Raw genomic sequence first — 22,670 nt, 5'->3', positions numbered from 1 at the left:
GTGGCCGTTATACCCGAATTTGCGGTTTGAGCGCGCCGACATTGCGTTCGCGCACCACGCCGTACCACAGGCCCAGGCCGTAGGCGAGGTCGTCGACGCGCTTGAGTAACACGTAGGTCAGCACGCCGATCGGTTCGGTATCGCCGGCATCGCCATCCCTGGCCTCTTTGCGGCGCAGCCAGTCGACCACGCCGTCGACGATCGCCGCGACCAGCACCACCCGCCGGCAACGCCGAAACAGCAGGGCGGCAATCAAGGTCACCGGCCAGTAGTGCCGGCACATGGCCGACGCCAACTGCAAAGCCGCGGACCACAATCCGCGGGTGGCGACTACCAGCACATCCGACAGTGAGGTGTCGGCGCTGCGCATGGTCCTGGCGATGCGACGACCGGTCACCACCGCGATGACCAGCGATGCCAGTTGACAAAGCCCGGTACCCAGCGACATCAGGATCCAGGCCGTCAGTGCCCAGCCGGAAATCACCAGCGGCGCGGTCTTGTCGGGGTGGCGCACCGACAGGGGCGCGGCCGAACCGCCGTAGAAGGCCTTGCGCGCGATCCAGTCCCGTAGCTGCGTGCGATGGTCATGCGCGACCAGCGCGATCGGCTCGTAGCGCAGCCGGGCGCCCGCTTCGATCAACCGCCAGCACAGGTCGACGTCCTCCCCCGAATGCAGGGTCTCGTCGAAACCACCCACGTCGCGCAGGGCCGCGGCGCGGCAGACGATCGCGGCGCTCGGTACGTAGGACACCGGGCTGTGCGGTAACACCGGCGCCTCCCGCAGACCGAGATCCAGCGACGAGCGCACCGCCTCGTAGCGAGCCACCAGGTTCTCGCTTTGCGCCATACCGACGATGCGGGGCGCGACCAAAGCGACAGTGGGATCACAGAAGTGGCCCAGCAACGCTTCGAGCCATCCGCGGCGTGGCGCCACGTCGGAATCCAGGAATGCCACGAAGTCGGTGGTGCACGCCGCCAGACCGGTGTTGCGTGCCGCCGCCGGACCCTTGCTGCGCGGGTGATGCAGCACCTCGATGTCGCAGCGCGCCCCGGGAAAGTCCTCCAACTCGACCGGGCACGCCGACCCGTCGTCGACCACGATGACCCGCAATCCACGCAGTGCGGCCACCAGCCGGCGTACACCAGATATGTTGTCGCGCACCGGTATCACCACGGTGACGTCACGATATGAGGGACCGCTGGCGGGGCGCGGATGCGCCACCGTGGCATCCAACAGGGTGCGGGCCAGTTGTGCGCTGAGCTCGTCTCGCACCTTGAGCCGGCCGTCGGAAAGCATGTGCTGAGCGGCGGGAGCCAGCCGCAGCAGCCGGGTCGGTGAACCACCGAGCAGGGCCGACCCGTCGCCGAGCACCCGCACGCGGCGGTCGACCTGCACCGCGAATCCATCCGGCAGTCGGGTCTGGGTCATGCCAGCATCCCGTCGGGTCCGGGCAACCACCTGGCAATCCGACGCCGGCAATCATCGACCATCTCCGCGAAGATCCGTCTTCCCGCCGCCGCCGTCGCCGTGGTCGGGTCGCCCAGCACCCCGGTCGGACTGACGGCCGCGACTCCGCCGCGCCGCATCGACGGCAGCAATTCCGGCAGCGGCGCGCCGTTGCCGGCCAGCAACCGATCGGTCAGCACATCGTCCGGCGAAAGATGCAGCAATACCGATGTTTCGGTGTGCCCGGCATGCGCGTCACCACCCACGGCGCGACATGAACACCATCCGGCGTCGCGACCTTCGGAGCGCAGCATGCCGACTGCGCGGCGCAACGCCGCGATATTGCCGCCGTGACCGTTGACGAAAACCAGCCGATCGGCCCAGCAGCCGGCCGACCTGCCGTACTCCACCAGCAGCATGGCCAGGGCGTCGACACCGATGGAGATGGTCCCGGCAAAGCTCTGATGCTCACCGCTGGCGCCGTAGGCGAGCGCGGGAGCCACCAGCCAGTCCGGCCCGGATAGATGTGCGGCCACCGCCCGGGCGACGGCGGTCGCGATCCGCGTGTCGGTATCCAGCGGCAGGTGGGGACCGTGTTGTTCGGTAGACCCCAGCGGGACCACTATCGACGGCGAGTTGCGTGGTAGCTGGCTCGACGTCGAGTTCGCCAGTTCGCCGCGTACGGGCACTCGCCGATGGTAGGCCGAATTTACCTGCCGTGCACCGATTGTTACCTCTTCTACCGAATTTTTTTCTGCGCCACCGATATTGACGCGGCCGGAATTTACTTGGACGTTACACACCCAATTCCCGAGCGAACCCGGCGGGCACGATGATGTCGTCCGGCCGCAGGTCATGGACCGAACTACGGCCGAGGCCCATCAGTGCGGAGTCGATGCCGCCGCGCAGGATGTCGAGGACGTTTTCGACGCCGGCTTGGCCGTTGGCGGCCAGTCCCCAGAGGTACGCGCGGCCGATCATCACTGCCCGAGCTCCCAACGCCACCGCTTTGACGACGTCGCTGCCCCGCCGGATACCGCCGTCCAGCAACACCTCGATCTGGTCGCCGACCGCCGCCGCCACGGCGGGCAGGGCACGGATCGAGGCAGGCGTGCCGTCCAGGTTGTTTCCGCCGTGGTTGGACACCGATATCGCGGAGACGCCGGCATCGACCGCTCTTTTGGCGTCGTCAACCCGCATCACGCCCTTGAGCATGAACGGGCCCCCCCATAGCTCCCGCAGCCAGGCGACGTCTTCCCAGGTCGGCGGCGGGGTGCCCAGCCATTCGCCGTAGGCGGCGAAGAACGTCGGCCCGGGTTCGCCGCGGCGGCCCTGATTGGGCACCCGCAGATCCGGTGGGCGCAGCGTTTTGCCGAACTTCCACAACCAGCGCGGCCGGACGATCGCCTCCGGGAACCGCTGCACCACCGACCACAAGCTCATCTCTTCGGGGATCTTGGGGCTACCCCAGTCCCGCCCATGCGAGAACGACCAGTCGGTGGTGACGATCAACCCCACCGCCCCGGCCCGCCGCGCCCGGTCGACACGCTCGGCGATGGCGTCGCGGCCGCCGAGCCAGTAGATCTGGAAGAAGATCTTGGGATTGGCGGCGACGACCTCTTCGATCGGCTTGCTGGCAAACGAGGACAAGCCCATCGCGGTGCCCCGGGCCGCCGCCGCCCGGGCGACGGCCACCTCGCCGTCGGGATCGACCGCCTGCACACCGGTCGGCGAAATGATCACCGGCAGCGAAATGTCTTGGCCCATCACGGTCGTGGTCAAGTCACGCTTTTCCGTCGCACCGATGACGTGTGGCGCGAAGCCGAGTTCAGCGAATGCCGCGACATTGTCGGCGACCGTGATGCCGTTTTCGCTTGCCGCGATCAGCGACGAGTACACGGACTTGGGCAATCGCCGTTTTGCGCGTTGCTGGGCGATGGCCACCGTTTCGAACCAGGCATCGGCCATGACTACAGCGGGCTTTCGTCGCAGAGCCGGGCCGGCGGTCTGACGTTCAGTGTCAGGGGTACGGGTCGACTCGTCTTTCGCGAATGGTCGACGCGCGGGCGCGGCGCCTCGCGCTGCCGGGCCAGGGCCGGCATTCCGTGTCCTTGGACGCATTCGGGATCCGGCCCGTCCAGCGGCAGGCCGGTGAAGAACTTGGCCGCCATGCAGCCGCCCCGGCAGCTGTCGTAGTGCCCGCAGCTGCCGCAGGCGCCCGCGGACTGCGGCGACCGCAATTCACGAAATAACGGAGCGTTCTTCCAAATGTTGTCGAAGCCAGTTCCAAAACCGGAGTCGGACAACACGTTTCCGGCGAGGAAGCGGTCATGGATGGCGAACGGGCAGGCATACACGTCGCCCACCGGGTCGATCAGGCAGACCACCCGACCGGCGCCGCACATGTTGAGCCCGGCCAGCGCCCCGGATTCGCCCAGTGGGGAAAGGTGGAAGAAGGAATCACCGGTGAGCACCCGCTCGCCGTTGAGCACCAGCCAGTCGTAGAGCTGCACCTGCTGATCGGCGGTGGGGTGCAGGTCCTCCCAGACATCGGCGCCCCGCCCCGACGGACGCAGTCGGGTGATCCGCAGGGTGGCACCGTAACCGCTTGCCAGGGCAGCGAATTCATCGAGCTGGCCAACGTTGTGACGAGTGACCACCACCGAGATCTTGGGGGCTCCGGTCTTGCCGAATCCGGCTGCGGCCAGGTTCTCCAGGGCGCGCACCGCCATCGCATACGACCCGGTGCCCCGGACCGCGTCGTTGACCTCGGCGGTCGCGCCGTCGAGAGATATCTGGACGTCCACGTAGTCGCTGGCCGCCAACCGCGCTGCCACCTCGGGGGTGATCCGCACGCCGTTGGTGGAGAACTTCACGCCGACGCGGTGCGCGGTCGCGTAGTCCACCAGCTCCCAGAAGTCGGGACGCACCGTGGGTTCACCACCGCCGATGTTCACGTAGAACACCTGCATGCGTTCCAGCTCGTCGATGATGTCCTTGCACTGGCGCGTGGACAGCTCGCGCGGATCACGTCGGCCGGACGACGAAAGGCAGTGCACACACGCCAGGTTGCAGGCGTAGGTCAGCTCCCACGTCAGACAAATCGGGGCGTCCAGCCCGTGTTCGAACTGCTCGATGAGCCGGGGCACCGTCACGGGCCCTCCCGCGGAACCAGCATCGCCGAAGCGGCCAGCACACCCAGCGCATGCAGATAGGGACCCTGCCCGGAATCCGCCACACCGGCGCCCCGGCAGGCGGAGCGCACGTCGGGATAATCGGCCAGCGACTGCACCACCGTCAGGATGGTGCGATTCTTCAGAAACGACAGCTTGCGGGTGCCGAAGTGATACAGCAGCGCGCCGAAGGGCTCGGGCCGAACCGCCACCCGCGGATGCAGCCGCCAGCCGCGATCCGGGTCGAAGTCGTCGGGCACTGCCGGCACCGGGTCAGTAGACCCCGCACATGCCGTCAATGGAAACCTCTTCAACCAGGGTCTCGGTGACGAGCTCGACGTCGGTGTCAGTCTCGTGGTCCACGTGGATGCCTTTCGTCCTGGGTCGTCCTGGGCCTCGACAATGTGAGGTGGTACTGGTCACACTGATCGCCAGAATATGGCATCGAGTGCCGAAATGAAAGGGCGGGTCTGATGCTGCACCAGTCGCGGGTGGGCCGACGCCGCTCGACGACCAAGCACCACATCACCGACGTTGCCATCGAGTTGTTCGCGGCCCGCGGCTTCGCCGAGGTCAGCGTCGACGACGTCGCACAGGCGGCCGGCATCGCCCGGCGCACCCTGTTTCGCTACTACGCATCCAAGAACGCGATTCCGTGGGGTGACTTCGACGCCCACCTCGCGCAGCTACAGCAGCTGCTCGACAACATCGATCCGCGGGTCCGACTGGGCGCGGCGTTGCGTGCGGCGCTGCTGGCGTTCAACACCTTCGACGAATCCGAGACCGTCCGGCACCGCCAGCGTATGCGCATCATTCTGGAAACCGCTGAGCTGCAAGCGTATTCGATGACGATGTATGCCGGCTGGCGAGCGGTGATCGCCGGGTTCGTGGCCCGCAGGCTCGGCGGCACGGCCACCGACCTATTGCCTCAGACCATCGCCTGGACGATGCTCGGGGTCGCTTTGAGCGCCTACGAAAACTGGCTGGCTGACGAATCCGTCTCGCTACCCGAGGCGCTCGGCAATGCCTTCGACGTCGTCGGCGCCGGATTGGACCGGCTCGGATGAGCGGCCCCGCGAGTGGTGAGCACTTGCCGCATACCCTGCGATCGCAGGGACGGTTCTGCGCCGGCTCCGGCTCACCGATGTACGGCGAGCTGTTCGAGCTGGTGGCCGCCGACGTCGAAGCGGGCGGCGTCTTCGCGACCATCCTTGCCGGTCACGAGGACGACCCAGCGCGCCACGCGGTGCCGCTGCGGCTACTCGGCGGCCTGCACCGGTTGGTGCTGGACGGCCGGGCGCCGACGTTGCGCCGCTGGTATCCGAGCACCGGCGGCAGCTGGGACGCCGCGGCCGCCTGGCCCGCCATCGTGCGCGTCGCGGTTGATCGCAGCGATGTGTTGCGGGCGGCCCTGGACCAACCACCACAAACCAACGAGGTCGGCCGATCCGCCGCGCTGATCGGCGGCCTGCTGCACGTCAACCACGAATTCGGGTTGCCGATAAGGCTTTTCGAGATCGGTGCCAGTGCCGGCCTGAATCTGCGGGCAGACCGGTACCGCTACCGCTACGACGGCGGCCAGTGGGGACCGGCCGAGACGCCGGTGACGATCGCCGATGCGTGGCACGGTCGGTTGCCGCCGCCCGCTGCGGTGCGCATCGCGGAGCGCCACGGGTACGACATCGCGCCCATCGATGTGACCGGCGCCGACGGCGAATTGACCGTGTTGAGCTACGTCTGGCCCGACCAGCACGCCCGCTTGAAGCGGCTGCGCGGCGCCATCGAGGTCGCCCGCAAGGTTCCGGCGGAACTGCAACGTCAGACCGCGGCCGAGGCGGTCGCCGCCCTGGCTCTGGCCGACGGTGCGCTGACGGTGCTATGGCATTCGATCACCTGGCAGTACCTGTCCACCGACGAGCGGTCCGCGATCCGCGCCGCGGTCGAGCACCTGGGCGCGCAAGCCGGCGCACGCACCCCCTTCGCGCACCTGACGCTCGAGCCGGCGCGCAACGGACCCGGTAGTCCGCTGAAGTTCCTGGTCCGCGCCGCCAGTTGGCCTGACGGGCGGACGCGGGTCCTGGGCGAATGTCATCCGCACGGGCCACCGGTGACCTGGCAGTAGTTCTTGTCAGTAGTTGTCGCACCCGCATCGCCGGCTGTCCGCCGATCGGCGGATCGGTGTCGCTCGTGAAAGTCGTGGCGCCCGACCTGTCGTTGTCCTCGGCCGCGTCACCGATGAGAACCCCGTGCACGAGGTCGGCTGAGCGTGCCCGAACGCGAGCTCGCCGCCGGCCCGGCCCAGCATCACCCCACGCTGTTATGAGCGCGACGCCGGTAGTGGTGTGCGGCAGCAACTACGGCGCCTTCTACATCCGGGCCCTGCTACGCGTCCGTCGACCGCCGCGGCAGAACTGGCAACGGCCACGCGGACCCCGTCAGACCCTCGCTCAATGAGGCTCAACCGGCATCCGGTGATTCCAGCACTTCGGAGATGGGCGCGCCGGCGGCGATCTTGGAGCGCACCTTCATGACCTTGCCCGGCATCGCGCCACCCACGACACCGACCAGCACACCATCGCGCTCGTAGTAGGCCAGGAACCTTCGGCCGTCGTCCTCGACGAGATGGACGATATCGGTGGCGTGCGGCTCACCCAGGCACTGAATCTTGACGTCATACTGGTCGCTCCAGAAATAGGGAACGACCACGTTGGACGGTACGTCACGGCCCAGCATCGCCGGCACCACCACCCGGGCCTGGTCGGCAACATTGCTCCAATGTTCCACGCGCACTTGGTGTCCCATCGGATCGCGCCAGGAGGCGACATCACCCAGCGCCCATACGTTGGGCGCACTGGTGCGTCCGGCTGCGTCACAGATCACGCCGTTGTCGACCTTGACGCCGGTACCGTCAAGCCAGCCGGTCGCCGGATGCGACCCGATGCCGACGACAACCAGGTCGGCCGGTAGTTCGGTACCGTCGGTCAGGACCACCGTGTCGACATGGCCCGCCCCGCGGACCTCGGCCACGCCGATGCCGGTGCGCACGTCGACGCCCTCGTCCCGATGCAGGCGGGCGACCAGCTGACCGATCTGCTCGCCAAGCACCGATGCCAGCGGCGTCGGCTGCGGCTCGACCAGCACCACCGCCACACCCAGCCCGCGCAGGCTGGCCGCCACCCCGCAGCCGATGAAACCCGCCCCGACGACGACGGCGCGGGTGGCGGCCGACGCGTGGGCGCGCAACGCCATGCACTCGTCGTACGACCGCAGCACCCGAATGCCCTCGATGTCCGGGAACGTCGGAATGCGCCGCGGCACCAGGCCGGTCGCGATGACGAGCTCGTCGTAGCGCAACATGGTTCCGTCGGCCAAAGTGAGTGTCTGCGCGACGGTGTCGAGGCCGGTGGCCGCCGACCCCAACCGAAGCGTGATGTCCTTCTCGTCGTACCACTCACGCGGTTTGAGGGCGACATCGTCGACCTCCTTGCGCAGCACCTCCTTGGACAGGGGCGGCCGGTCGTAGGGGAGGTGGACCTCGTCGCTGACGATGGTGAGGCGACCCGCGTAGCCGGCCCGGCGCAGTTGCTCGGCGGTCCGGGCCGCGGCCAGTCCCCCACCGACGATCACGATCCCGTTATCAGCACCGGAGTCAGGCCCCGATTCCGGGTGCGTGTCAACTTCGTTGACGCCTTCGCTACTGGTCACCTGCAGTTCATACACGATCGCGCGTCAATACTTCAAGGCGCCCTTGTCGACGGGTATCTGCGTTCCGGTCAGGGTGCCCGAGCCGTCGCCAGCCAACCACACGACCACGTCGGAGACCTCATCGGGGGTCATGAATCCCTTGGGCTGCAACGGCATTGGCGGGAAGCTGTGCACATAGCCGGGGTGCTCGGCGAATATCTGCATCATCGCTTCCGGCTCGATCATCGGGCTGCGGACCGAATACGGGTGGATGGAGTTGACCCGGATACCGAATTCGCCGAGCTCGAGCGCCAGCGTGTTGGTCAACGCAACCAACCCGTGCTTGCTCGCCGCGTAGTGTCCGTTACCCGGTGTGGCCTTCAGCCCCGCCGCAGAGCTGACCACCACGATCGACCCGCCGTTGCCCGCCTCGATGATGGCGGGCACCGCGGCGCGCAGCGTCTGCCAGGTGCCGGTGAGATTGACCCCGACGACGGTGTCCCACTGCTCATCGGTGAGTTCCCAGAGCCGCCCCCAGCCCAGCACCCCGGCATTGGCCACCAGGATGTCCAGCCGGCCGAAAGCATCGAGCCCGTCGGCGACCAGCTGCCGTAGTGCCGCGCCATCGCGGACATCCGCCTCGCGCGCCAGCACCTTGCGGCCCTCGGCCTCCACCGCGCGAACGGTTTCGTTGAGGTCCTCCGGTGTGGCCGCGGGGTAGGTGAGACAGTCCGACGCCGGCGCACAGATGTCCAGCGCGATGATGTCGGCGCCCTCCCGGGCCAGCCGCACCGCGTGCGACCGTCCCTGAGCGCGGGCAGCTCCGGTGACGAATGCGACCCGTCCCTGTAGTGATCCAGCCACGTGTACCCCTTCCGCCGCTGTCAGGCTAGCAGCGGAATTGGAACGTGTTCTAACACCCGGCTCCACGGTCCGCGCCGGGGCCGGCAGGGCGCCGTACGCACCTAGCGAAAGCCCCACCCCCGAGCGCGTGGACGGCCGCTCGGATCGCCGCTACCGGATCCAACGAGCCCGGCGACTAGCCCGCTCAGATCTCGGCGATGATCTGAGCCCGCCGGCTGGCATACTCCTGATCGTTCACCACTCCGCTGGCCCGCAATGACTCCAGCTCCTGCAATCGCTCGGCGATCGACGCTTGCGAGGCGGCCGGCTGGGATGCCGGCGCCTGCTGCGCGACCGCCCGCCGCACCACCGCTTGGACTTGCTGACGCAACGCCGGATTCGACCGGATGTCGACCATTCGGTTGAGTGGAATGCCATTGGCCTTCAGGATCTGCAGGATCTCCATCAACGGGCCGGCCTGACCGCTCAAGTCGTAGGTCTTGTTGTCCTCGGCCAGGGTGAACTGCGCCGGGAGCAGGCCGTTGACCAGAGAGCTGCGCTCCCAGTCGATCAGGTATTGCTGGGTAGTCGGATCGACCAGGACGACCAGCTTGCGCGCGGTCAGGTTGCCCAGCCGGGTCACGCTGGCGATCACCCGGTCTTCGCTGTCGAACGGCACGATGCCGGGTCCGGCGATATGCAGGTGCACCTTGACCACCGGTTGGTCGTTGATCCTGGTCCCGGTTTCGGTGAGACCGGTGATTTGCGCGAGCACCAACACCCCGTGCTGCTCGAGTTCGGCCGTCTTGGCCGCCGTCTTGGCGCCCCAGTTGGTCAATGCCAGCGCGATCAGCACATCCGCCACGGTGATCAGCAGACCGACATAGAACATCCACGACAGCAGGCTGCCCACGCCCAGCGTGAAATAGACGATCAGAAAGATCGGCCCGACCAGACCGCCGCACAACAGCACCAACAACTGCATCTTGATATAGCGCGCCAGCATGTGCCTGCTCCTCGCTTCACGGTTAGGTCGTGTCAGATTAGCGCGCACACTCGGCTACCGATCACATACTGTGCCGCTGGCCCGGTCGGTTGCCGAGGGCACCAAGCACCAGGCCCGGATTGCCATGATCGGCAATCCGGGCCTGGTGATGAACCGGTTAGCGCTACTTGATGATCTTGGTGACCCGGCCGGCGCCGACGGTACGGCCGCCTTCACGGATCGCGAACCGAAGACCTTCGTCCATGGCCACGGGCTGGATCAGCTTGACGGCGATGTTGGTGTTGTCACCGGGCATCACCATCTCGGTGCCCTCCGGCAGGGTCACCACACCGGTCACGTCGGTGGTGCGGAAGTAGAACTGCGGACGGTAGTTGTTGAAGAACGGCGTGTGCCGGCCGCCCTCGTCCTTGGACAGGATGTAGACCTGACCCTCGAACTCGGTGTGCGGGGTGGTGGTGCCGGGCTTGATGACGACCTGGCCGCGCTCGACGTCCTCACGCTTGACGCCACGCAGCAACAGCCCGACGTTGTCACCGGCCTGCCCCTGGTCGAGCAGCTTGCGGAACATCTCCACACCGGTGACGGTGGTCTTGGTGGTCGTCGGGCGGATGCCGACGATCTCGACTTCCTCGTTGACGTTGACCACGCCGCGCTCCACACGACCGGTGACGACGGTGCCGCGGCCGGTGATGGTGAAGACGTCCTCGACGGGCATCAGGAACGGCTTGTCGGTCTCACGGACCGGGTCGGGGATCGACTCGTCGACCGCATCCATCAGCTGCTCCACCGACTCCACCCACTTGGGGTCGCCCTCGAGAGCCTTCAGTGCCGAAACCCGCACTACCGGGGCGTCCTCGTCGAACTCCTGGGCGGCCAGCAGCTCGCGGACCTCCATCTCGACGAGCTCGAGCAGCTCCTCGTCGTCGACCGCGTCGGCCTTGTTCAGCGCGACCAGGATGTAGGGCACACCCACCTGACGCGCGAGCAGCACGTGCTCACGGGTCTGCGGCATCGGGCCGTCCGTGGCGGCGACCACCAGGATCGCGCCGTCCATCTGGGCGGCGCCGGTGATCATATTCTTGATGTAGTCGGCGTGGCCCGGCGCGTCGACGTGTGCGTAGTGCCGCTTCTCGGTCTGGTACTCCACGTGCGCAATGTTGATGGTGATACCGCGCTGACGCTCCTCGGGCGCGTTGTCGATCTGGTCGAACGCCTTCGACTCGTTCAGGTCCGGGAACTTGTCGTGCAGGACCTTGGTGATAGCCGCGGTCAGGGTGGTCTTGCCGTGGTCAACGTGACCGATGGTCCCGATGTTGACGTGGGGCTTGGTCCGCTGGAACTTCGCCTTCGCCACTGTTGTGTCCTCCTGGACTGTTGGTGCTTATAAAAGCAGTGTTGATGTTTTCAGTTATGCCGCGGTGTTGACCGGGCTAGCTTACGCGCAAATCACTCGCCGTCACCTCACGCCGCCTACTCGCCCGTCGCCTTCGCGATGATCTCCTTCGACACCTGAGCCGGCACTTCGGCGTAGGAATCGAACACCATCGAGTAGTTCGCCCGGCCTTGAGTCTTGGACCGCAGGTCGCCGACGTAGCCGAACATCTCCGACAGCGGCACATGCGCCTTCACGACGCGCGAACCGCCCCGCTCCTCCATGGCCTGAATCTGACCACGGCGGGAGTTCAAGTCGCCGATCACATCGCCCATATACGTTTCGGGCGTGGTGACCTCGACGGCCATGATCGGCTCCAGGATGACCGGCTGGGCCTGTGCCGCCGCCTTTTTCAGCGCCTGGGAACCGGCGATCTTGAATGCCATTTCCGAGGAGTCGACCTCGTGGAAGGCGCCGTCGAGCAAGGTGACCTTCAAATTCACCAGCGGGTAGCCGGCCAGCACGCCGTATTGCATGGCGTCCTGGGCCCCGGCGTCGACCGACGGGATGTACTCGCGCGGGATGCGGCCACCGGTGACCTTGTTCTCGAACTCGTAGGTCGCACCGTCTTCGCCGGTGAATGGCTCCAGTTTGATGATCACCTTGGCGAACTGGCCGGAGCCGCCCGTCTGCTTCTTGTGGGTGTACTCGACGGTGTCCACCACGCGGCGAATGGTCTCCTTGTAGGCCACCTGCGGCTTGCCGACATTGGCCTCGACCTTGAACTCCCGGCGCATCCGGTCCACCAGGATGTCCAGGTGCAGCTCGCCCATGCCACCGATCACGGTCTGGCCGGTTTCTTGATCCAGATGGACCTTGAAGGTGGGGTCCTCCTCGGCGAGCTTCTGGATCGACAGGCTCAGCTTCTCCTGGTCGCTCTTGGTCTTGGGTTCGATGGCCACCTCGATCACCGGGTCGGGGAAGGTCATCGACTCGAGCACGATCTGGTTGTTCGGGTCGGCCAGCGTGTCACCGGTCGTGGTGTCCTTCAGGCCGATGACCGCGTAGATGTGGCCGGCGCTGGCCCGCTCGACAGGGTTCTCCTTGTTGGAATGCATCTGGAACAGCTTGCCCAGCCGCTCCTTTTTGCCCTTGGTGGCGTTGATGACCTGGCTGCCGGACTCGACGGTGCCCGAGTACACCCGGATGTAGGTCAACTTGCCGAAGAACGGGTGAGTGGCGATCTTGAACGCCAGCGCGGCGAACGGCTCGTCGGTGGTCGCGTTGCGGACGACCTCTTCGTCCTCCTTGCCGGGCGGGTGGCCGATTGCCGGCGGCACATCCAGCGGCGACGGCAAGTAATCCACCACGGCGTCGAGCATCGGCTGCACGCCCTTATTCTTGAAGGCGCTGCCGCACAGCACCGGGTAGATCTCACTGGCGATCGTCAGCTTGCGGATCCCGGCCTTGATCTCCGCGACGGTGAGCTCCTCGCCGCCGAGGTACTTCTCCAGCAATTCCTCGTCGGTCTCGGCGACCGTCTCGATTAGCTTGGTGCGGTATTCCTCGGCCTTTTCCTGCAGTTCGGCCGGGATTTCGATGGTGTCGTAGGTCTCGCCCAGCTTGGTCTCGCCGCGCCATACCTTGGCGTTCATCTCGACCAGGTCGACGACGCCTTCGAAGTCCGCCTCGGAGCCGATGGGCAACTGGATCGGCACGGCGTTGGCCCCCAGCCGCTCCTCCATGGTGCGCACCGAGAAGTAGAAGTCGGCACCGATCTTGTCCATCTTATTGACGAAGCAGATGCGCGGGACGTCGTATTTGTCGGCTTGGCGCCAGACCTGCTCGGACTGCGGCTCGACGCCCTCCTTCCCGTCGAAAACGGCGACGGCCCCGTCGAGCACCCGCAGGTTGCGCTCCACCTCGACGGTGAAGTCGACGTGCCCCGGCGTGTCAATGATGTTGAGCTGGTTGTCTTTCCAGAACGTCGTCGTCGCAGCAGAGGTGATGGTGATGCCGCGCTCCTGCTCCTGCTCCATCCAGTCCATCGTCGCGGCGCCGTCGTGCACCTCGCCGATCTTGTAGTTGATGCCGGTGTAGTACAGGATGCGTTCGGTCGTCGTCGTTTTGCCGGCATCGATGTGTGCCATGATGCCGAAGTTGCGGACCCTGCTCAGGTCAGTTAGCACGTCCTTCTGTGCCACAGAAGTCTTCCCACTCTTTCGGTTGCTAAGTCAGTTCGCTGTCAGGTGCGCCCGGCTGCTGTTCGCCGGCGGCTTTCACCAGCGGTAATGCGCAAAGGCGCGGTTCGCCTCGGCCATCTTGTGGGTGTCCTCACGCCTCTTGACAGAAGCCCCAAGGCCGTTGCTGGCATCCAGAATCTCGTTTGCCAACCGTTCGATCATCGTCTTCTCCCGGCGTTGCCGCGAGTAGCCGACGAGCCAGCGCAGCGCGAGCGTGGTCGACCGGTCCGGGCGCACTTCGACAGGCACCTGGTAGGTCGCACCACCCACGCGGCGGCTGCGAACCTCCAAGGCCGGTTTCACGTTGTCCAGAGCGCGCTTGAGGGTGATCACGGGATCGGTGCCGGTTTTGTCGCGGGCGTGCTCGAGCGCACCATAAACAATGCGCTCGGCCAGCGATTTCTTCCCCTTCAGCAGAACCTTGTTCACCAGTTGGGTGACCAGCTGCGACCCGTACACCGGGTCGTTGACCAACGGACGCTTAGGCGCCGGCCCCTTGCGCGGCATCAGCTCTTCTCCTTCTTGGCGCCGTAACGGCTGCGAGCCTGCTTGCGGTTCTTCACTCCCTGGGTGTCGAGCGAACCGCGGATGATTTTGTACCGAACACCGGGCAGGTCCTTCACCCGGCCGCCTCGCACCAGCACCATCGAGTGCTCCTGCAGGTTGTGGCCCTCGCCGGGGATGTACGCCGTGACCTCAACCTGACTCGTCAGCTTCACCCGCGCGACCTTGCGAAGCGCCGAGTTCGGCTTCTTCGGAGTGGTGGTGTACACCCGGGTGCACACGCCACGGCGCTGCGGGCTGCCCTTGAGGGCCGCGGTCTTGACCTTGGCGATCTTGTCCCGACGACCCTTGCGGACCAGCTGCTGAATGGTTGGCATCTACCGGCTTTCTGTGTCGCTGTCTGAGGGTCCGGCTCCGGTCCCCGTATTGTTACAAGTCCTTGTACTGCAGTTATGCCCTGCCTCGGAACCAACGCCGTATAAACGCCGTACCCCGCTGCCGGGTGTGTCGCATGCGGTTGGGCTCCGAACTCAACCCGCCTCGTACATGACATCTCGGCGAAATCATGGACATGCGAATTGGCCCGGCATCCACGCCCTCAAGTCGGGCGCTGTAGGCCGCCAGGCACGAGCAACCACAATACCGCTCGCCGGTCAGGCAGGTCAAAGTGGTGCCCAAACCAAGCGGAGATCCGTTACCCGGGCGTCCCCGATCAGCGTCAGGCCTGCTTGGCGCCGGGCTCCGCGGTGCGCTTTTCCATCCCCGCCGCCAGGCGCAACACCATGTCGGAGAACACCGCGTCGGTATCGATCTCATCCATCACGCCAGTCATTTCCAGCAGCACAAACCCGTGTAGTGCCGACCAGAACTCCAGCGCCGCGTAGAAGGCCTCTTCGCCTTCCAGGCCGTAGGAGGACAGCACGGCGATCACCGGCGCGGCAGCACTTCTGGTCGCCGCGGCGTAGTCGGGATCGTCCCCGCCCAACGGCATCCGGGTGAATGCCGAGTACCGACCCGGATGGTGGTGGGCATAGCTGCGGTAGGCACCGGCCATCACCAATACCGCGTCATCGCGGGAGCGCCCCTCGCCGACCCGGTTCAGCATCATGATGATGTCGTCGATCACCCGAACCCGCACCGCGCGGCGCAGGTCCTCGAGGCTGTCCACGTGGTTGTACAGCGACGGCCCCTTGGTCCCCAGTTGGGTCGCCAACGCGTTGATGGTCAGCGAATCCCAGCCCTCCCGGTCCAGAAAGTTCAGGGCACCCTCGACGATGGAATCGCGGCTCAACTTGGCCGGCCGCGCCGCGGCTTTCACAGCGCGCTGGCGACCAGCCGTTGAGGGCGGTTCCGGCGAAGCTGCCATGAGGATCGTCCTTATAATTGTTCGACGTGCGAATGACAGTGAGTCATCGCCGCTGCGGTTGTGGGAGGTCAACGGTGGGTCAACTAATGACTCTAGTTGACTCGACCGTCGATCGACCGCGTCAGATGCGGGCGCGGCGGGGTGTCAACCAAATGCCGTCAACGCTGTCGTCGGGCAGGGCACTACACCTAGGCTAGGTGCACACCTCGATCGAGCACCGATCACGCGCCAACGGAGGGGGGCCCGCAGTGAGATGGACAACCGCCGCCGCGTCACTGGCCAGCTGCGTCGTCACCATCGTCACCACCGCAGTCACGTCACTCGCGCTACCGCCGGCCGCGCACGCAAAAAACGGCGACACCCATATCACCGGCGAGGGCCTCGAGCAGGTTTTGGATTGCAACGATTCCACCCTGTTGGTCAACGGCACCGCCAATATCATCACCGCGAAGGGAACGTGCTGGGCGGTGACGGTAATGGGCTCGTCCAACACCGTCGTTGCCGACACGGTGATCAACGACATCACCGTCTACGGTTGGGATCAGACGGTGTTCTTCAAGAACGGCGATCCGTTCATCTGGGATCGCGGCCGCGAACTGGGTATGGTCAATCGGCTCCAGCGAGTGGGCCCTTAAGGAATCGAGGAGCCTATGCGCGTTCATGTCCCCCCCCCGCGGCTGTCTGCGATCGCTCTGACACTGGCCTTTGGTGCACCGGCCGCCGGACTGGTCGGCTGCAGTTCGACCGCCAATCCCCCGCCGGCCACCAGCAGCTCCGCAAAGCCCACAACCGCGCCGAGTAGCGGAACGGCGGCGCCGTCCACGTCAGCCGGGCCCCCCACGACCGCGTCGATCGAGATCGGCAACATGCTGAACTACGGATCGATCGGGACGACCGCCACCCTGGACTGCGCCGACGGCAAGTCACTGAATGTCGCCGGCTCGGAAAACACCCTTACCGTCAACGGCACCTGCTCGACGGTGACCATTGGCGGCACCAACAACAAGATCACCTTCGACAAGATCGACCAGCACCTGAGCGTGCTGGGACTCAACAACTCCATCACCTACAAGAATGGTGACCCGCAAGTCGACAACATCGGATCGGGCAACACCATCAACAAGGGCGGCTGACCGGCCGACAGGTCACGCCGGCGCGCCGTGGCGGCCGGCACCTCCCGCGAAGCGTGCGGCCCCCGTCGAGGCCTCTGCCGCCACCCGGGAGATGCTGGCGAATTCCAGGTCGAGCGCCGCCGACTCCGGCAGTCCCCATTGGTGCAGCGCCGACAACCGATCCGACCGCAGACACTGCTGAGGCAGGGCGGCCAATTCGGCCGCCAACGCCTCGGCCGCCTGCCTTGCCTGCCCTTTGGGCACCACCCGATTGGTCAGTCCCATCGCCAGCGCCTCATCGGCCGCCACCGCCCGGCCGGTAAGGATCATGTCCATCGCCCGGCTGTGCCCGATCAGCCGCGGCAACCGTACCGTGCCGCCGTCGATCAGCGGTACGCCCCAGCGGCGGCAGAACACCCCGAACACGGCGTCCTCCTCGGCCACCCGCAGGTCGCACCACAACGCCAATTCCAGACCACCGGCTACGGCGTAGCCACTGACAGCGGCGATCACCGGTTTGGACAGCACCATTCGCGACGGGCCCATCGGGCCCGGGCCGGTGCGGTGTACGGCATTGGCCTCCGCTGTGCCGAAGGCCTTCAAATCGGCTCCGGCGCAAAAGGTTCCGCCGTTGCCGCACAACACCGCCACCGCAGCCGCGTCGTCACGGTCGAACTGCTCGAACGCCGAGTAGAGCGCGGCGGCCGTCGGCCCGTTGACTGCGTTGCGTGCCGCCGGCCGGTTGATGATCACCGTGGTCACCGGACCGGTGTGCTCCACTTGCACCAGATCGCTCATGTCGCCTCCAGGAGTTGGGATGGGTCAAGGCGTTTCGCCAGCTCGATGGCGAAGTCGTGGTATGCCGCGCGCAGCGGAGCACCCGGCCAGTGAGCTGGCAGCAGTTCGGCGGGCAGCATCGGGTCGGTGAGCAGATGACGGACCATGGCGGCGGCCACCACGAAGCGACCGGGAATGTCTGTGGCTTGGGAGATCTCCTCAAGCAATTGCTGCCCGGCGTCGGCCCACTCGGCTAGGTCCCATAGTCGCGCGGCCAGCTCGGCGGGCGCGTCGTCGTGGGTTCTGAACACCCGTACCCGGGCCTGAATATCGGGGGGCAGTTCCAGGCCGAGATTGTCGGGACGTAGCCACACCCCTTCACGCAGTTCACTGAACCGCTTGTCCTGCAGCGTGTTTCGCAATGCGGCGCGGGTGCGTGCGTCATCGCCGACACTGGTGACGACGATCATGTGCCAGTAGCCGTGCCAGGCCCGCACCGGCGGACGCATGGCCTCGTCCTGGCGCCGCTGCCGGGCCAGCAACCGATCCGAAAGCCGATAACCGTCGGCGGACCGGACCAGATCACCGGCGCTGACCATGCGGGTCAGGGCCACCCGCAACGCCGTTTCCTTGATACCGAAATCGGCTGTAAGCCTGACTAATTCGCTGGCGCTGGCCCACGCGGGATGCGCGCCGAGCAGCACGCTGAGCACCACGGACCGGGCGGTCATGCGCGCCAGCGATTTCGGCATGAAGCTACACTCCGGACGCTTTCCGGCCATAGTCGCCGAACGGCTCGTCGCGGTGCTTGACCGCATCCCGAAAGCCGTGCTCGACCGCGTCGGCGACGAAGGCGTGTCCCTCGGGCGTGTGCCGGGCAATGCCGTCGAACACCGTGCTGACCATCCTGCTGGTGGCCACACCCTGTTGCAGCAGAGCCGAATTGAGCGCCAGCTTGATCATGACCAGCTGATTGACCGGCAGCGCGGCGATGCGCTGCACCAGCCGCTCGGTCCGCTCGTCGAGGTCTTTGGGATCCGGCGCCTCAACCACAAGACCCCATTCGGCCGCTTGGGCGCCGGTGATGCAATCGCCGGTGAACAGCAGGCGTTTGGCACGCTGGTCGCCGAGGCGGTGTGCCCATAAGCCAGCCGCGGGTACACCCCAGACCCGGGTGGGCGGGTAGCCGATCTTGGCGTCTGCGGCGGCGATCACCTGATCGGCGTGCAGCGCGATGTCGGTGCCACCGGCCACGCAGTAGCCGTGGATCTTGACCACCGTCGGCTTGTCGGCATGCATCAGGCTGGAGAACCCGCGCACGAACCGGCTCATCATCTGGTAGTCGATCATCGGGTCCCACGGCTGGTTGGGCAGGTGGTTGACGGCCTGGGTCTTACCGTCCAGCACCGTGCCCTGGTATGCGCCGGTGCCGCCCGCGGAGCCGGTGCCATCCGCGTAAGCGGACAGGTCGAAGCCGGCGCAGAAGCCCTGGCCGCGGCCGGACACCAGAATGACGTGCACGTTGGGATCGAGGTCGGCGCGCTCCACCAGCGCCGAGAGTTCCAGCGGGGTATCCGCGACGATCGCGTTGCCCTTCTCGGGCCGATTGAACGTGATCCGTGCTACCCGATCGGTGACCTCATAGGTCATCGTTTTCAGATTGTCGAAATCGACCGGCCGGATCGCGTGTGTCATCCCTTGACTAAAGCACGTTCGAGGATGGGCGCCAGATCCAGTCCGGTCGGCAGGGTGCCGAACGCCCCGCCCCACTGGCCGCCGAGCCGGGTGGCCAAGAACGCCTCGGCGACGGCCGGATGCCCGTGGCGCACCAGCAGCGATCCCTGCAGCGCCAGGCAGATGTCCTCGGCGATCTTGCGGGCCCGGTACTGGATGGTGTCCAGATCCCCCAGCTGCTCCCGCAGCCGCTCGACATGGCGGTCCAACCGGGCATCCTGGCCCGCGCTGGTAGCCAGGTCGTCGAACAGCACCTCGACGCATTCCGGCCGAGTGGCCATGGCGCGCAACGTGTCCAGCGCGCTGACATTGCCCGAGCCCTCCCAGATGCCCATCAGCGGCGCCTCCCGGTATAGCCGCGGCATGCCGGAGTCCTCGACGTAGCCGTTGCCGCCCAGGCATTCCAGCGCTTCGGCGGCGTGCGGGGTGGAGCGTTTGCATACCCAGTACTTGCTGGCCGCGAGGCCGATGCGGCGCAGCAGCGCCTCTTTGTGGTCGCCGCGTGCCGCGTTGTCGGTGGCCCCGGCCATCCGCATCGCGACGATGGTGGCGGCCTCGGCTTCGACCGCCAGGTCGGCCAGCACGTTGCGCATCAGCGGCTGGTCAATGAGGTAGGCGCCAAACGCCTTTCGGTGCTGCGCATGATGGATGGCACGGGTCAGACCGGTGCGCATGCTGGTGGCGCTGCCCAAGGTGCAGTCCAGCCGGGTGAGGTTGACCATTTCGATGATGGTGGGGACGCCGCGGCCCTCCTCGCCGACCAGCCACGCGATGGCGCCGTCGTATTCGACCTCGCTCGAGGCGTTGGCGTGGTCGCCGAGCTTGTCCTTGAGGCGCTGCAGCAGCATCCGGTTGCGGGTGCCGTCGGGCAGGATCCGCGGCAGCATGAAGCAGGACAATCCCTTTGGGGCCTGCGCGAGCACCAGGAAGATGTCGCACATCGGCGCGGAGGTGAACCACTTGTGGCCGGTCAGGCTGTAGGTGCCATCGGCGTTGGGGCTCGCCTCGGTGGTGCCGGCGCGCACGTCCGAGCCGCCCTGCTTCTCGGTCATCGACATGCCTGCGGTGATACCGCGTTTCGTGGTGGCGAGCTTGAGCTCCGGATCGTACTCGCGGCTGGTCAGCAGCGGTTCGTAAACGCTGGCCAGCTCGGGGTTGTGGCGCAGCGCCGGCACGACGGCGTAGGTCATCGAGATCGGGCAGGTGTGTCCGGGCTCGACGTTCCAGATCGACATCTTTGCGGCGCGCACGACGTGGGCACCCGGCCGGTCGTCGGCCCAGGGGGCGGCGTGCAGCCCGTGCGCGATCGCGGTGCGCATCAGTTCGTGGTAAGCCGGGTCGTATTCGACCTCGTCGATGCGGTGGCCGACCCGGTCGTGGGTGTGCAGGACGGGCCGGTTGCGATCGGCCAGCTCACCCCAACGCTGGGCTTCGTGGCCGCCGGAGATCGCCCCGAGCTCGTTCACCTCGTCCAGTCCCCACTGCCCGCCCTCGCGGATCAGCGCTTCGACAAGCATCGGAGAGGTAGCGGGATTGTGGTTCTCCAGCGGCGGGACTTGATTGGTGACGACATGGGTGTCTGGCATGCCACCCATATTACATTTTCCCGACAACCGTACAAGAGGTGTAATGCCTTGCTCAGCGGGGATGGGCGGCGAAGAACTTCCACAGCATTTCGGTGGCTACCGATGGCCACTCATGGCCGCCGTCGTCAACGGTAACCAGCACCACGCTGCGGTTGTTCGCGCACGCGGCGTTCGACGTGGTAATCCGGCCACTGGTCGTGGTGGCAGGGGGCGCACAGTGATCCACATTGCGCCAGAACGCATTCAGCTGTTCGACCGGTGGCCCGTCGATGTGGGCGAAGCCGGCCCCCGGCCCGCCGAAGTAGCGGACAAGCGGATCCCCGGTGCCGTGGATATGCATGACCGACACCGGATGCGGGGAGGGGCACGGGTCCAGTTGTGTTCCCGAGACCGGGCCGATCGCGGCGAAGATGCCGGTGTTGCAGGCCAGGGTATAGGCCATGATGGCACCGTTGCTCATGCCGGTGGCGTAGATCCTGGCCGGGTCGACGGGCACGTTCGCGGCGACGTCGGCAACCGCCGCGCTGACAAAGGCGACGTCGTCGACGCCTTCGCGTGCGGACCGGCCGCAGCAGCCGCCGCCGTTGGCGTTCCACGCTCTGTTCAGACCGTCGGGGTAGGCGACGACGAACTTCTCCGAATCGGCCAATTCGTCCCAGTCGTAAGATCTTTCAGCCTGCCGGGCGCTGCCGAAACCACCGTGCAGCATAACGACCAGCGGTGCCGACGAGGGCAGTCCCGCGGGCTTATAGAGCCGGTAGGAGCGCTGGACTCCGCCGACGTCGATGGTGTGGAAGCTGGTGCCGCTTCCGAAGCCGGCGGGCGGCGGCGGCGGAGCGTGGGCGCAGCCAACGAGCATCCCCACGACGCCCAGCAGGGTGACCAACCGGCGAACCATAGGTTAACGGTAGGCCCGCGACACTTGCTTAACGAGTATTAAATGAGCCGTGAAATCAGCCGTTGACTTTTTCCCGCAGAAACGCGATGTCGTCCTTGCGGCCCTCGTCGGCGGTTTCGCAGATCACCGGGGCATCGGCGGCCTTCACCACCGCGACGAGGTGGTCGGGATCGATGCGACCGTTGCCGATGTTGGCGTGCCGGTCGGCGCCTGAGCCCGCGGCGTCGCGCGAGTCGTTGCAGTGCACCAGGTCGATGCGGCCGGTCAAGGCCTTGATCCGGACGACCGCGTCGATCAGCTGCTCACCCGCGGCCCAGGCGTGGCAGGTGTCCAGGCAGAAGCCAATTCCCTTGTCGCCGATACGATCCCACAGCCTGCCGATGGTGTCGAAGTAGCGGGCCATCGCGTGGTCGCCGCCCGCGGTGTTTTCCAGGTACACCGGCACGTCTGTTTCGAGGTAATCCAGCGCTTTGACCCACCGCTCGAAGCCGGCCTCCATGTCGTTGTCGTCGGCGTGGCCGCCATGCACGATCACCGCCGTCGCGTTGATTGCCGCGGCCGCGTCGCAGGTGTCCTGCAGGATCTTGCGCGACGGGATGCGGATGCGGTTGTTGGCCGATGCGACGTTGATCAGATACGGCGCGTGGACGTACAGCGGAATGGTCGACGCCTTCAGCGTCTCGGCGTCGTCCCGCGGCTTGGGCTTCTTCCAGCTCTGCGGGTTGCCGAGGAAGAATTGCACCACATCGGCGCCGTCGGCCTGGGCGGCGGCCAGGGGATCGTCCGAGTGGACATGGGAACCTATCAGCACCCGGCCCAGTGTAATGCGGCGAGCAGACAGAGAATCGCCCTGCGCGAGCCCACAACGTGCGATTCTGCGACTGCTCGGCATAGAAACTCGGCATAGAAGAAAGCCCCGGGCAAG

At 66.4% G+C, this 22,670-nt stretch carries 24 protein-coding genes; 4 read left to right on the top strand and 20 right to left on the bottom strand.

Going from position 1 to position 22,670, the window contains the following annotated elements:
* Window positions 1-7: 7 nt before the first annotated feature.
* From mftF to mftA, 6 genes are all read right to left on the bottom strand, one after another.
* The gene (gene mftF, locus B4U45_RS18970; protein ID WP_075547029.1) at window positions 8-1,429 is read right to left on the bottom strand and encodes a mycofactocin biosynthesis glycosyltransferase MftF; all 1,422 of its coding nucleotides are present in this window, start codon (window positions 1,427-1,429) and stop codon (window positions 8-10) included.
* Window positions 1,426-2,175 carry a mycofactocin biosynthesis peptidyl-dipeptidase MftE gene (gene mftE / locus B4U45_RS18965; protein ID WP_075547158.1) on the bottom strand — a complete coding sequence of 250 codons (750 nt, stop codon included), beginning with the start codon at window positions 2,173-2,175 and terminating at the stop codon, window positions 1,426-1,428. Before mftE ends, mftF begins: the two co-directional genes overlap by 4 nt.
* 67 nt (window positions 2,176-2,242) lie before the next feature.
* On the bottom strand, window positions 2,243-3,415 hold the full coding sequence (gene mftD / locus B4U45_RS18960; RefSeq protein ID WP_122526374.1) for a pre-mycofactocin synthase MftD: 1,173 nt from the start codon (window positions 3,413-3,415) through the stop codon (window positions 2,243-2,245).
* Between the two features lie 2 nt (window positions 3,416-3,417).
* The gene (gene mftC, locus B4U45_RS18955) at window positions 3,418-4,602 is read right to left on the bottom strand and encodes a mycofactocin radical SAM maturase (protein WP_083153132.1); all 1,185 of its coding nucleotides are present in this window, start codon (window positions 4,600-4,602) and stop codon (window positions 3,418-3,420) included.
* The gene (gene mftB / locus B4U45_RS18950) at window positions 4,599-4,889 is read right to left on the bottom strand and encodes a mycofactocin biosynthesis chaperone MftB (RefSeq protein WP_082275391.1); all 291 of its coding nucleotides are present in this window, start codon (window positions 4,887-4,889) and stop codon (window positions 4,599-4,601) included. The genes mftC and mftB overlap by 4 nt, the downstream gene beginning before the upstream one ends.
* Window positions 4,890-4,893: 4 nt before the next feature.
* A complete protein-coding gene (mftA, locus tag B4U45_RS18945; protein WP_036395329.1) occupies window positions 4,894-4,983 on the bottom strand; it encodes a mycofactocin precursor MftA in 90 nt (29 codons plus the stop codon).
* A gap of 110 nt (window positions 4,984-5,093) precedes the next feature.
* Here mftA and mftR point away from each other — a divergent pair, with 110 nt between their 5' ends.
* Together mftR and B4U45_RS18935 are read left to right on the top strand one after the other, a co-directional pair.
* The gene (gene mftR / locus B4U45_RS18940) at window positions 5,094-5,687 is read left to right on the top strand and encodes a mycofactocin system transcriptional regulator (protein WP_075547025.1); all 594 of its coding nucleotides are present in this window, start codon (window positions 5,094-5,096) and stop codon (window positions 5,685-5,687) included.
* Window positions 5,684-6,742, top strand: coding sequence for a DUF2332 domain-containing protein (locus B4U45_RS18935; protein WP_075547024.1), 1,059 nt, complete (start codon window positions 5,684-5,686; stop codon window positions 6,740-6,742). The genes mftR and B4U45_RS18935 overlap by 4 nt, the downstream gene beginning before the upstream one ends.
* Window positions 6,743-7,077: 335 nt before the next feature.
* On the opposite strand, the gene B4U45_RS18930 is transcribed toward B4U45_RS18935, so the two are convergent.
* The 8 genes from B4U45_RS18930 to B4U45_RS18895 form a co-directional block, all read right to left on the bottom strand.
* A complete protein-coding gene (locus B4U45_RS18930; protein WP_423734698.1) occupies window positions 7,078-8,331 on the bottom strand; it encodes an NAD(P)/FAD-dependent oxidoreductase in 1,254 nt (417 codons plus the stop codon).
* 18 nt (window positions 8,332-8,349) lie between these two features.
* On the bottom strand, window positions 8,350-9,168 hold the full coding sequence (locus B4U45_RS18925) for a mycofactocin-coupled SDR family oxidoreductase (protein ID WP_075547023.1): 819 nt from the start codon (window positions 9,166-9,168) through the stop codon (window positions 8,350-8,352).
* Window positions 9,169-9,352: 184 nt separating this feature from the next.
* The gene (locus B4U45_RS18920; RefSeq protein WP_075547022.1) at window positions 9,353-10,153 is read right to left on the bottom strand and encodes an SHOCT domain-containing protein; all 801 of its coding nucleotides are present in this window, start codon (window positions 10,151-10,153) and stop codon (window positions 9,353-9,355) included.
* Window positions 10,154-10,316: 163 nt separating this feature from the next.
* On the bottom strand, window positions 10,317-11,507 hold the full coding sequence (gene tuf / locus B4U45_RS18915; RefSeq protein WP_023370882.1) for an elongation factor Tu: 1,191 nt from the start codon (window positions 11,505-11,507) through the stop codon (window positions 10,317-10,319).
* Between the two features lie 116 nt (window positions 11,508-11,623).
* Entirely contained in the window at window positions 11,624-13,729 is a 2,106-nt protein-coding gene (fusA, locus tag B4U45_RS18910) for an elongation factor G (RefSeq protein WP_075547021.1), read from the bottom strand.
* 75 nt (window positions 13,730-13,804) lie between these two features.
* Window positions 13,805-14,275: a 30S ribosomal protein S7 gene (rpsG, locus tag B4U45_RS18905; protein ID WP_023370878.1), complete on the bottom strand. Its 471-nt coding sequence runs from the start codon at window positions 14,273-14,275 to the stop codon at window positions 13,805-13,807.
* Window positions 14,275-14,649, bottom strand: coding sequence for a 30S ribosomal protein S12 (gene rpsL / locus B4U45_RS18900; RefSeq protein WP_007167812.1), 375 nt, complete (start codon window positions 14,647-14,649; stop codon window positions 14,275-14,277). The genes rpsG and rpsL overlap by 1 nt, the downstream gene beginning before the upstream one ends.
* Before the next feature lie 341 nt (window positions 14,650-14,990).
* Entirely contained in the window at window positions 14,991-15,638 is a 648-nt protein-coding gene (locus B4U45_RS18895) for a TetR/AcrR family transcriptional regulator (RefSeq protein WP_075547020.1), read from the bottom strand.
* 248 nt (window positions 15,639-15,886) lie between these two features.
* On the opposite strand from B4U45_RS18895, the gene B4U45_RS18890 reads away from it, so the two are divergent.
* Both B4U45_RS18890 and B4U45_RS18885 read left to right on the top strand, forming a co-directional pair.
* Window positions 15,887-16,273: a DUF3060 domain-containing protein gene (locus B4U45_RS18890; RefSeq protein WP_075547019.1), complete on the top strand. Its 387-nt coding sequence runs from the start codon at window positions 15,887-15,889 to the stop codon at window positions 16,271-16,273.
* A gap of 15 nt (window positions 16,274-16,288) precedes the next feature.
* The gene (locus tag B4U45_RS18885; RefSeq protein WP_219859478.1) at window positions 16,289-16,771 is read left to right on the top strand and encodes a DUF3060 domain-containing protein; all 483 of its coding nucleotides are present in this window, start codon (window positions 16,289-16,291) and stop codon (window positions 16,769-16,771) included.
* Window positions 16,772-16,783: 12 nt separating this feature from the next.
* On the opposite strand, the gene B4U45_RS18880 is transcribed toward B4U45_RS18885, so the two are convergent.
* The 6 genes from B4U45_RS18880 to B4U45_RS18855 are packed head-to-tail and all read right to left on the bottom strand — an operon-like array spanning window position 16,784 to window position 22,556.
* Window positions 16,784-17,548: a crotonase/enoyl-CoA hydratase family protein gene (locus B4U45_RS18880; RefSeq protein ID WP_075547017.1), complete on the bottom strand. Its 765-nt coding sequence runs from the start codon at window positions 17,546-17,548 to the stop codon at window positions 16,784-16,786.
* Entirely contained in the window at window positions 17,545-18,267 is a 723-nt protein-coding gene (locus B4U45_RS18875; protein WP_089024963.1) for a PaaX family transcriptional regulator C-terminal domain-containing protein, read from the bottom strand. The genes B4U45_RS18880 and B4U45_RS18875 overlap by 4 nt, the downstream gene beginning before the upstream one ends.
* Before the next feature lie 16 nt (window positions 18,268-18,283).
* On the bottom strand, window positions 18,284-19,222 hold the full coding sequence (locus tag B4U45_RS18870; protein WP_122526373.1) for a crotonase/enoyl-CoA hydratase family protein: 939 nt from the start codon (window positions 19,220-19,222) through the stop codon (window positions 18,284-18,286).
* Window positions 19,219-20,847 (bottom strand): acyl-CoA dehydrogenase family protein, encoded by a 1,629-nt coding sequence (locus tag B4U45_RS18865; protein WP_219859477.1) that lies wholly within the window; start codon window positions 20,845-20,847, stop codon window positions 19,219-19,221. Before B4U45_RS18865 ends, B4U45_RS18870 begins: the two co-directional genes overlap by 4 nt.
* A 52-nt stretch (window positions 20,848-20,899) precedes the next feature.
* On the bottom strand, window positions 20,900-21,745 hold the full coding sequence (locus B4U45_RS18860) for an extracellular catalytic domain type 1 short-chain-length polyhydroxyalkanoate depolymerase (RefSeq protein ID WP_075547013.1): 846 nt from the start codon (window positions 21,743-21,745) through the stop codon (window positions 20,900-20,902).
* 55 nt (window positions 21,746-21,800) lie between these two features.
* The gene (locus B4U45_RS18855; protein WP_075547012.1) at window positions 21,801-22,556 is read right to left on the bottom strand and encodes a deoxyribonuclease IV; all 756 of its coding nucleotides are present in this window, start codon (window positions 22,554-22,556) and stop codon (window positions 21,801-21,803) included.
* Between the last annotated feature and the right edge of the window lie 114 nt (window positions 22,557-22,670).

This window comes from Mycobacterium persicum, assembly GCF_002086915.1.
Lineage (GTDB): Bacteria > Actinomycetota > Actinomycetes > Mycobacteriales > Mycobacteriaceae > Mycobacterium > Mycobacterium persicum.
This window is presented reverse-complemented; position numbering and strand designations above follow the sequence as displayed.

Bases quoted from the DNA above. Each gene is read 5' to 3' on its own strand.
- mftF (WP_075547029.1), bottom strand. From the start codon at position 1,429: ATGACCCAGACCCGACTGCCGGATGGATTCGCGGTGCAGGTCGACCGC.
- mftD (WP_122526374.1), bottom strand. From the start codon at position 3,415: ATGGCCGATGCCTGGTTCGAAACGGTGGCCATCGCCCAGCAACGCGCA.
- mftR (WP_075547025.1), top strand. From the start codon at position 5,094: ATGCTGCACCAGTCGCGGGTGGGCCGACGCCGCTCGACGACCAAGCAC.
- B4U45_RS18935 (WP_075547024.1), top strand. From the start codon at position 5,684: ATGAGCGGCCCCGCGAGTGGTGAGCACTTGCCGCATACCCTGCGATCG.
- B4U45_RS18920 (WP_075547022.1), bottom strand. From the start codon at position 10,153: ATGCTGGCGCGCTATATCAAGATGCAGTTGTTGGTGCTGTTGTGCGGC.
- rpsG (WP_023370878.1), bottom strand. From the start codon at position 14,275: ATGCCGCGCAAGGGGCCGGCGCCTAAGCGTCCGTTGGTCAACGACCCG.
- rpsL (WP_007167812.1), bottom strand. From the start codon at position 14,649: ATGCCAACCATTCAGCAGCTGGTCCGCAAGGGTCGTCGGGACAAGATC.
- B4U45_RS18895 (WP_075547020.1), bottom strand. From the start codon at position 15,638: ATGGCAGCTTCGCCGGAACCGCCCTCAACGGCTGGTCGCCAGCGCGCT.
- B4U45_RS18885 (WP_219859478.1), top strand. From the start codon at position 16,289: ATGCGCGTTCATGTCCCCCCCCCGCGGCTGTCTGCGATCGCTCTGACA.
- B4U45_RS18880 (WP_075547017.1), bottom strand. From the start codon at position 17,548: ATGAGCGATCTGGTGCAAGTGGAGCACACCGGTCCGGTGACCACGGTG.
- B4U45_RS18870 (WP_122526373.1), bottom strand. From the start codon at position 19,222: ATGACACACGCGATCCGGCCGGTCGATTTCGACAATCTGAAAACGATG.
- B4U45_RS18865 (WP_219859477.1), bottom strand. From the start codon at position 20,847: ATGCCAGACACCCATGTCGTCACCAATCAAGTCCCGCCGCTGGAGAAC.
- B4U45_RS18860 (WP_075547013.1), bottom strand. From the start codon at position 21,745: ATGGTTCGCCGGTTGGTCACCCTGCTGGGCGTCGTGGGGATGCTCGTT.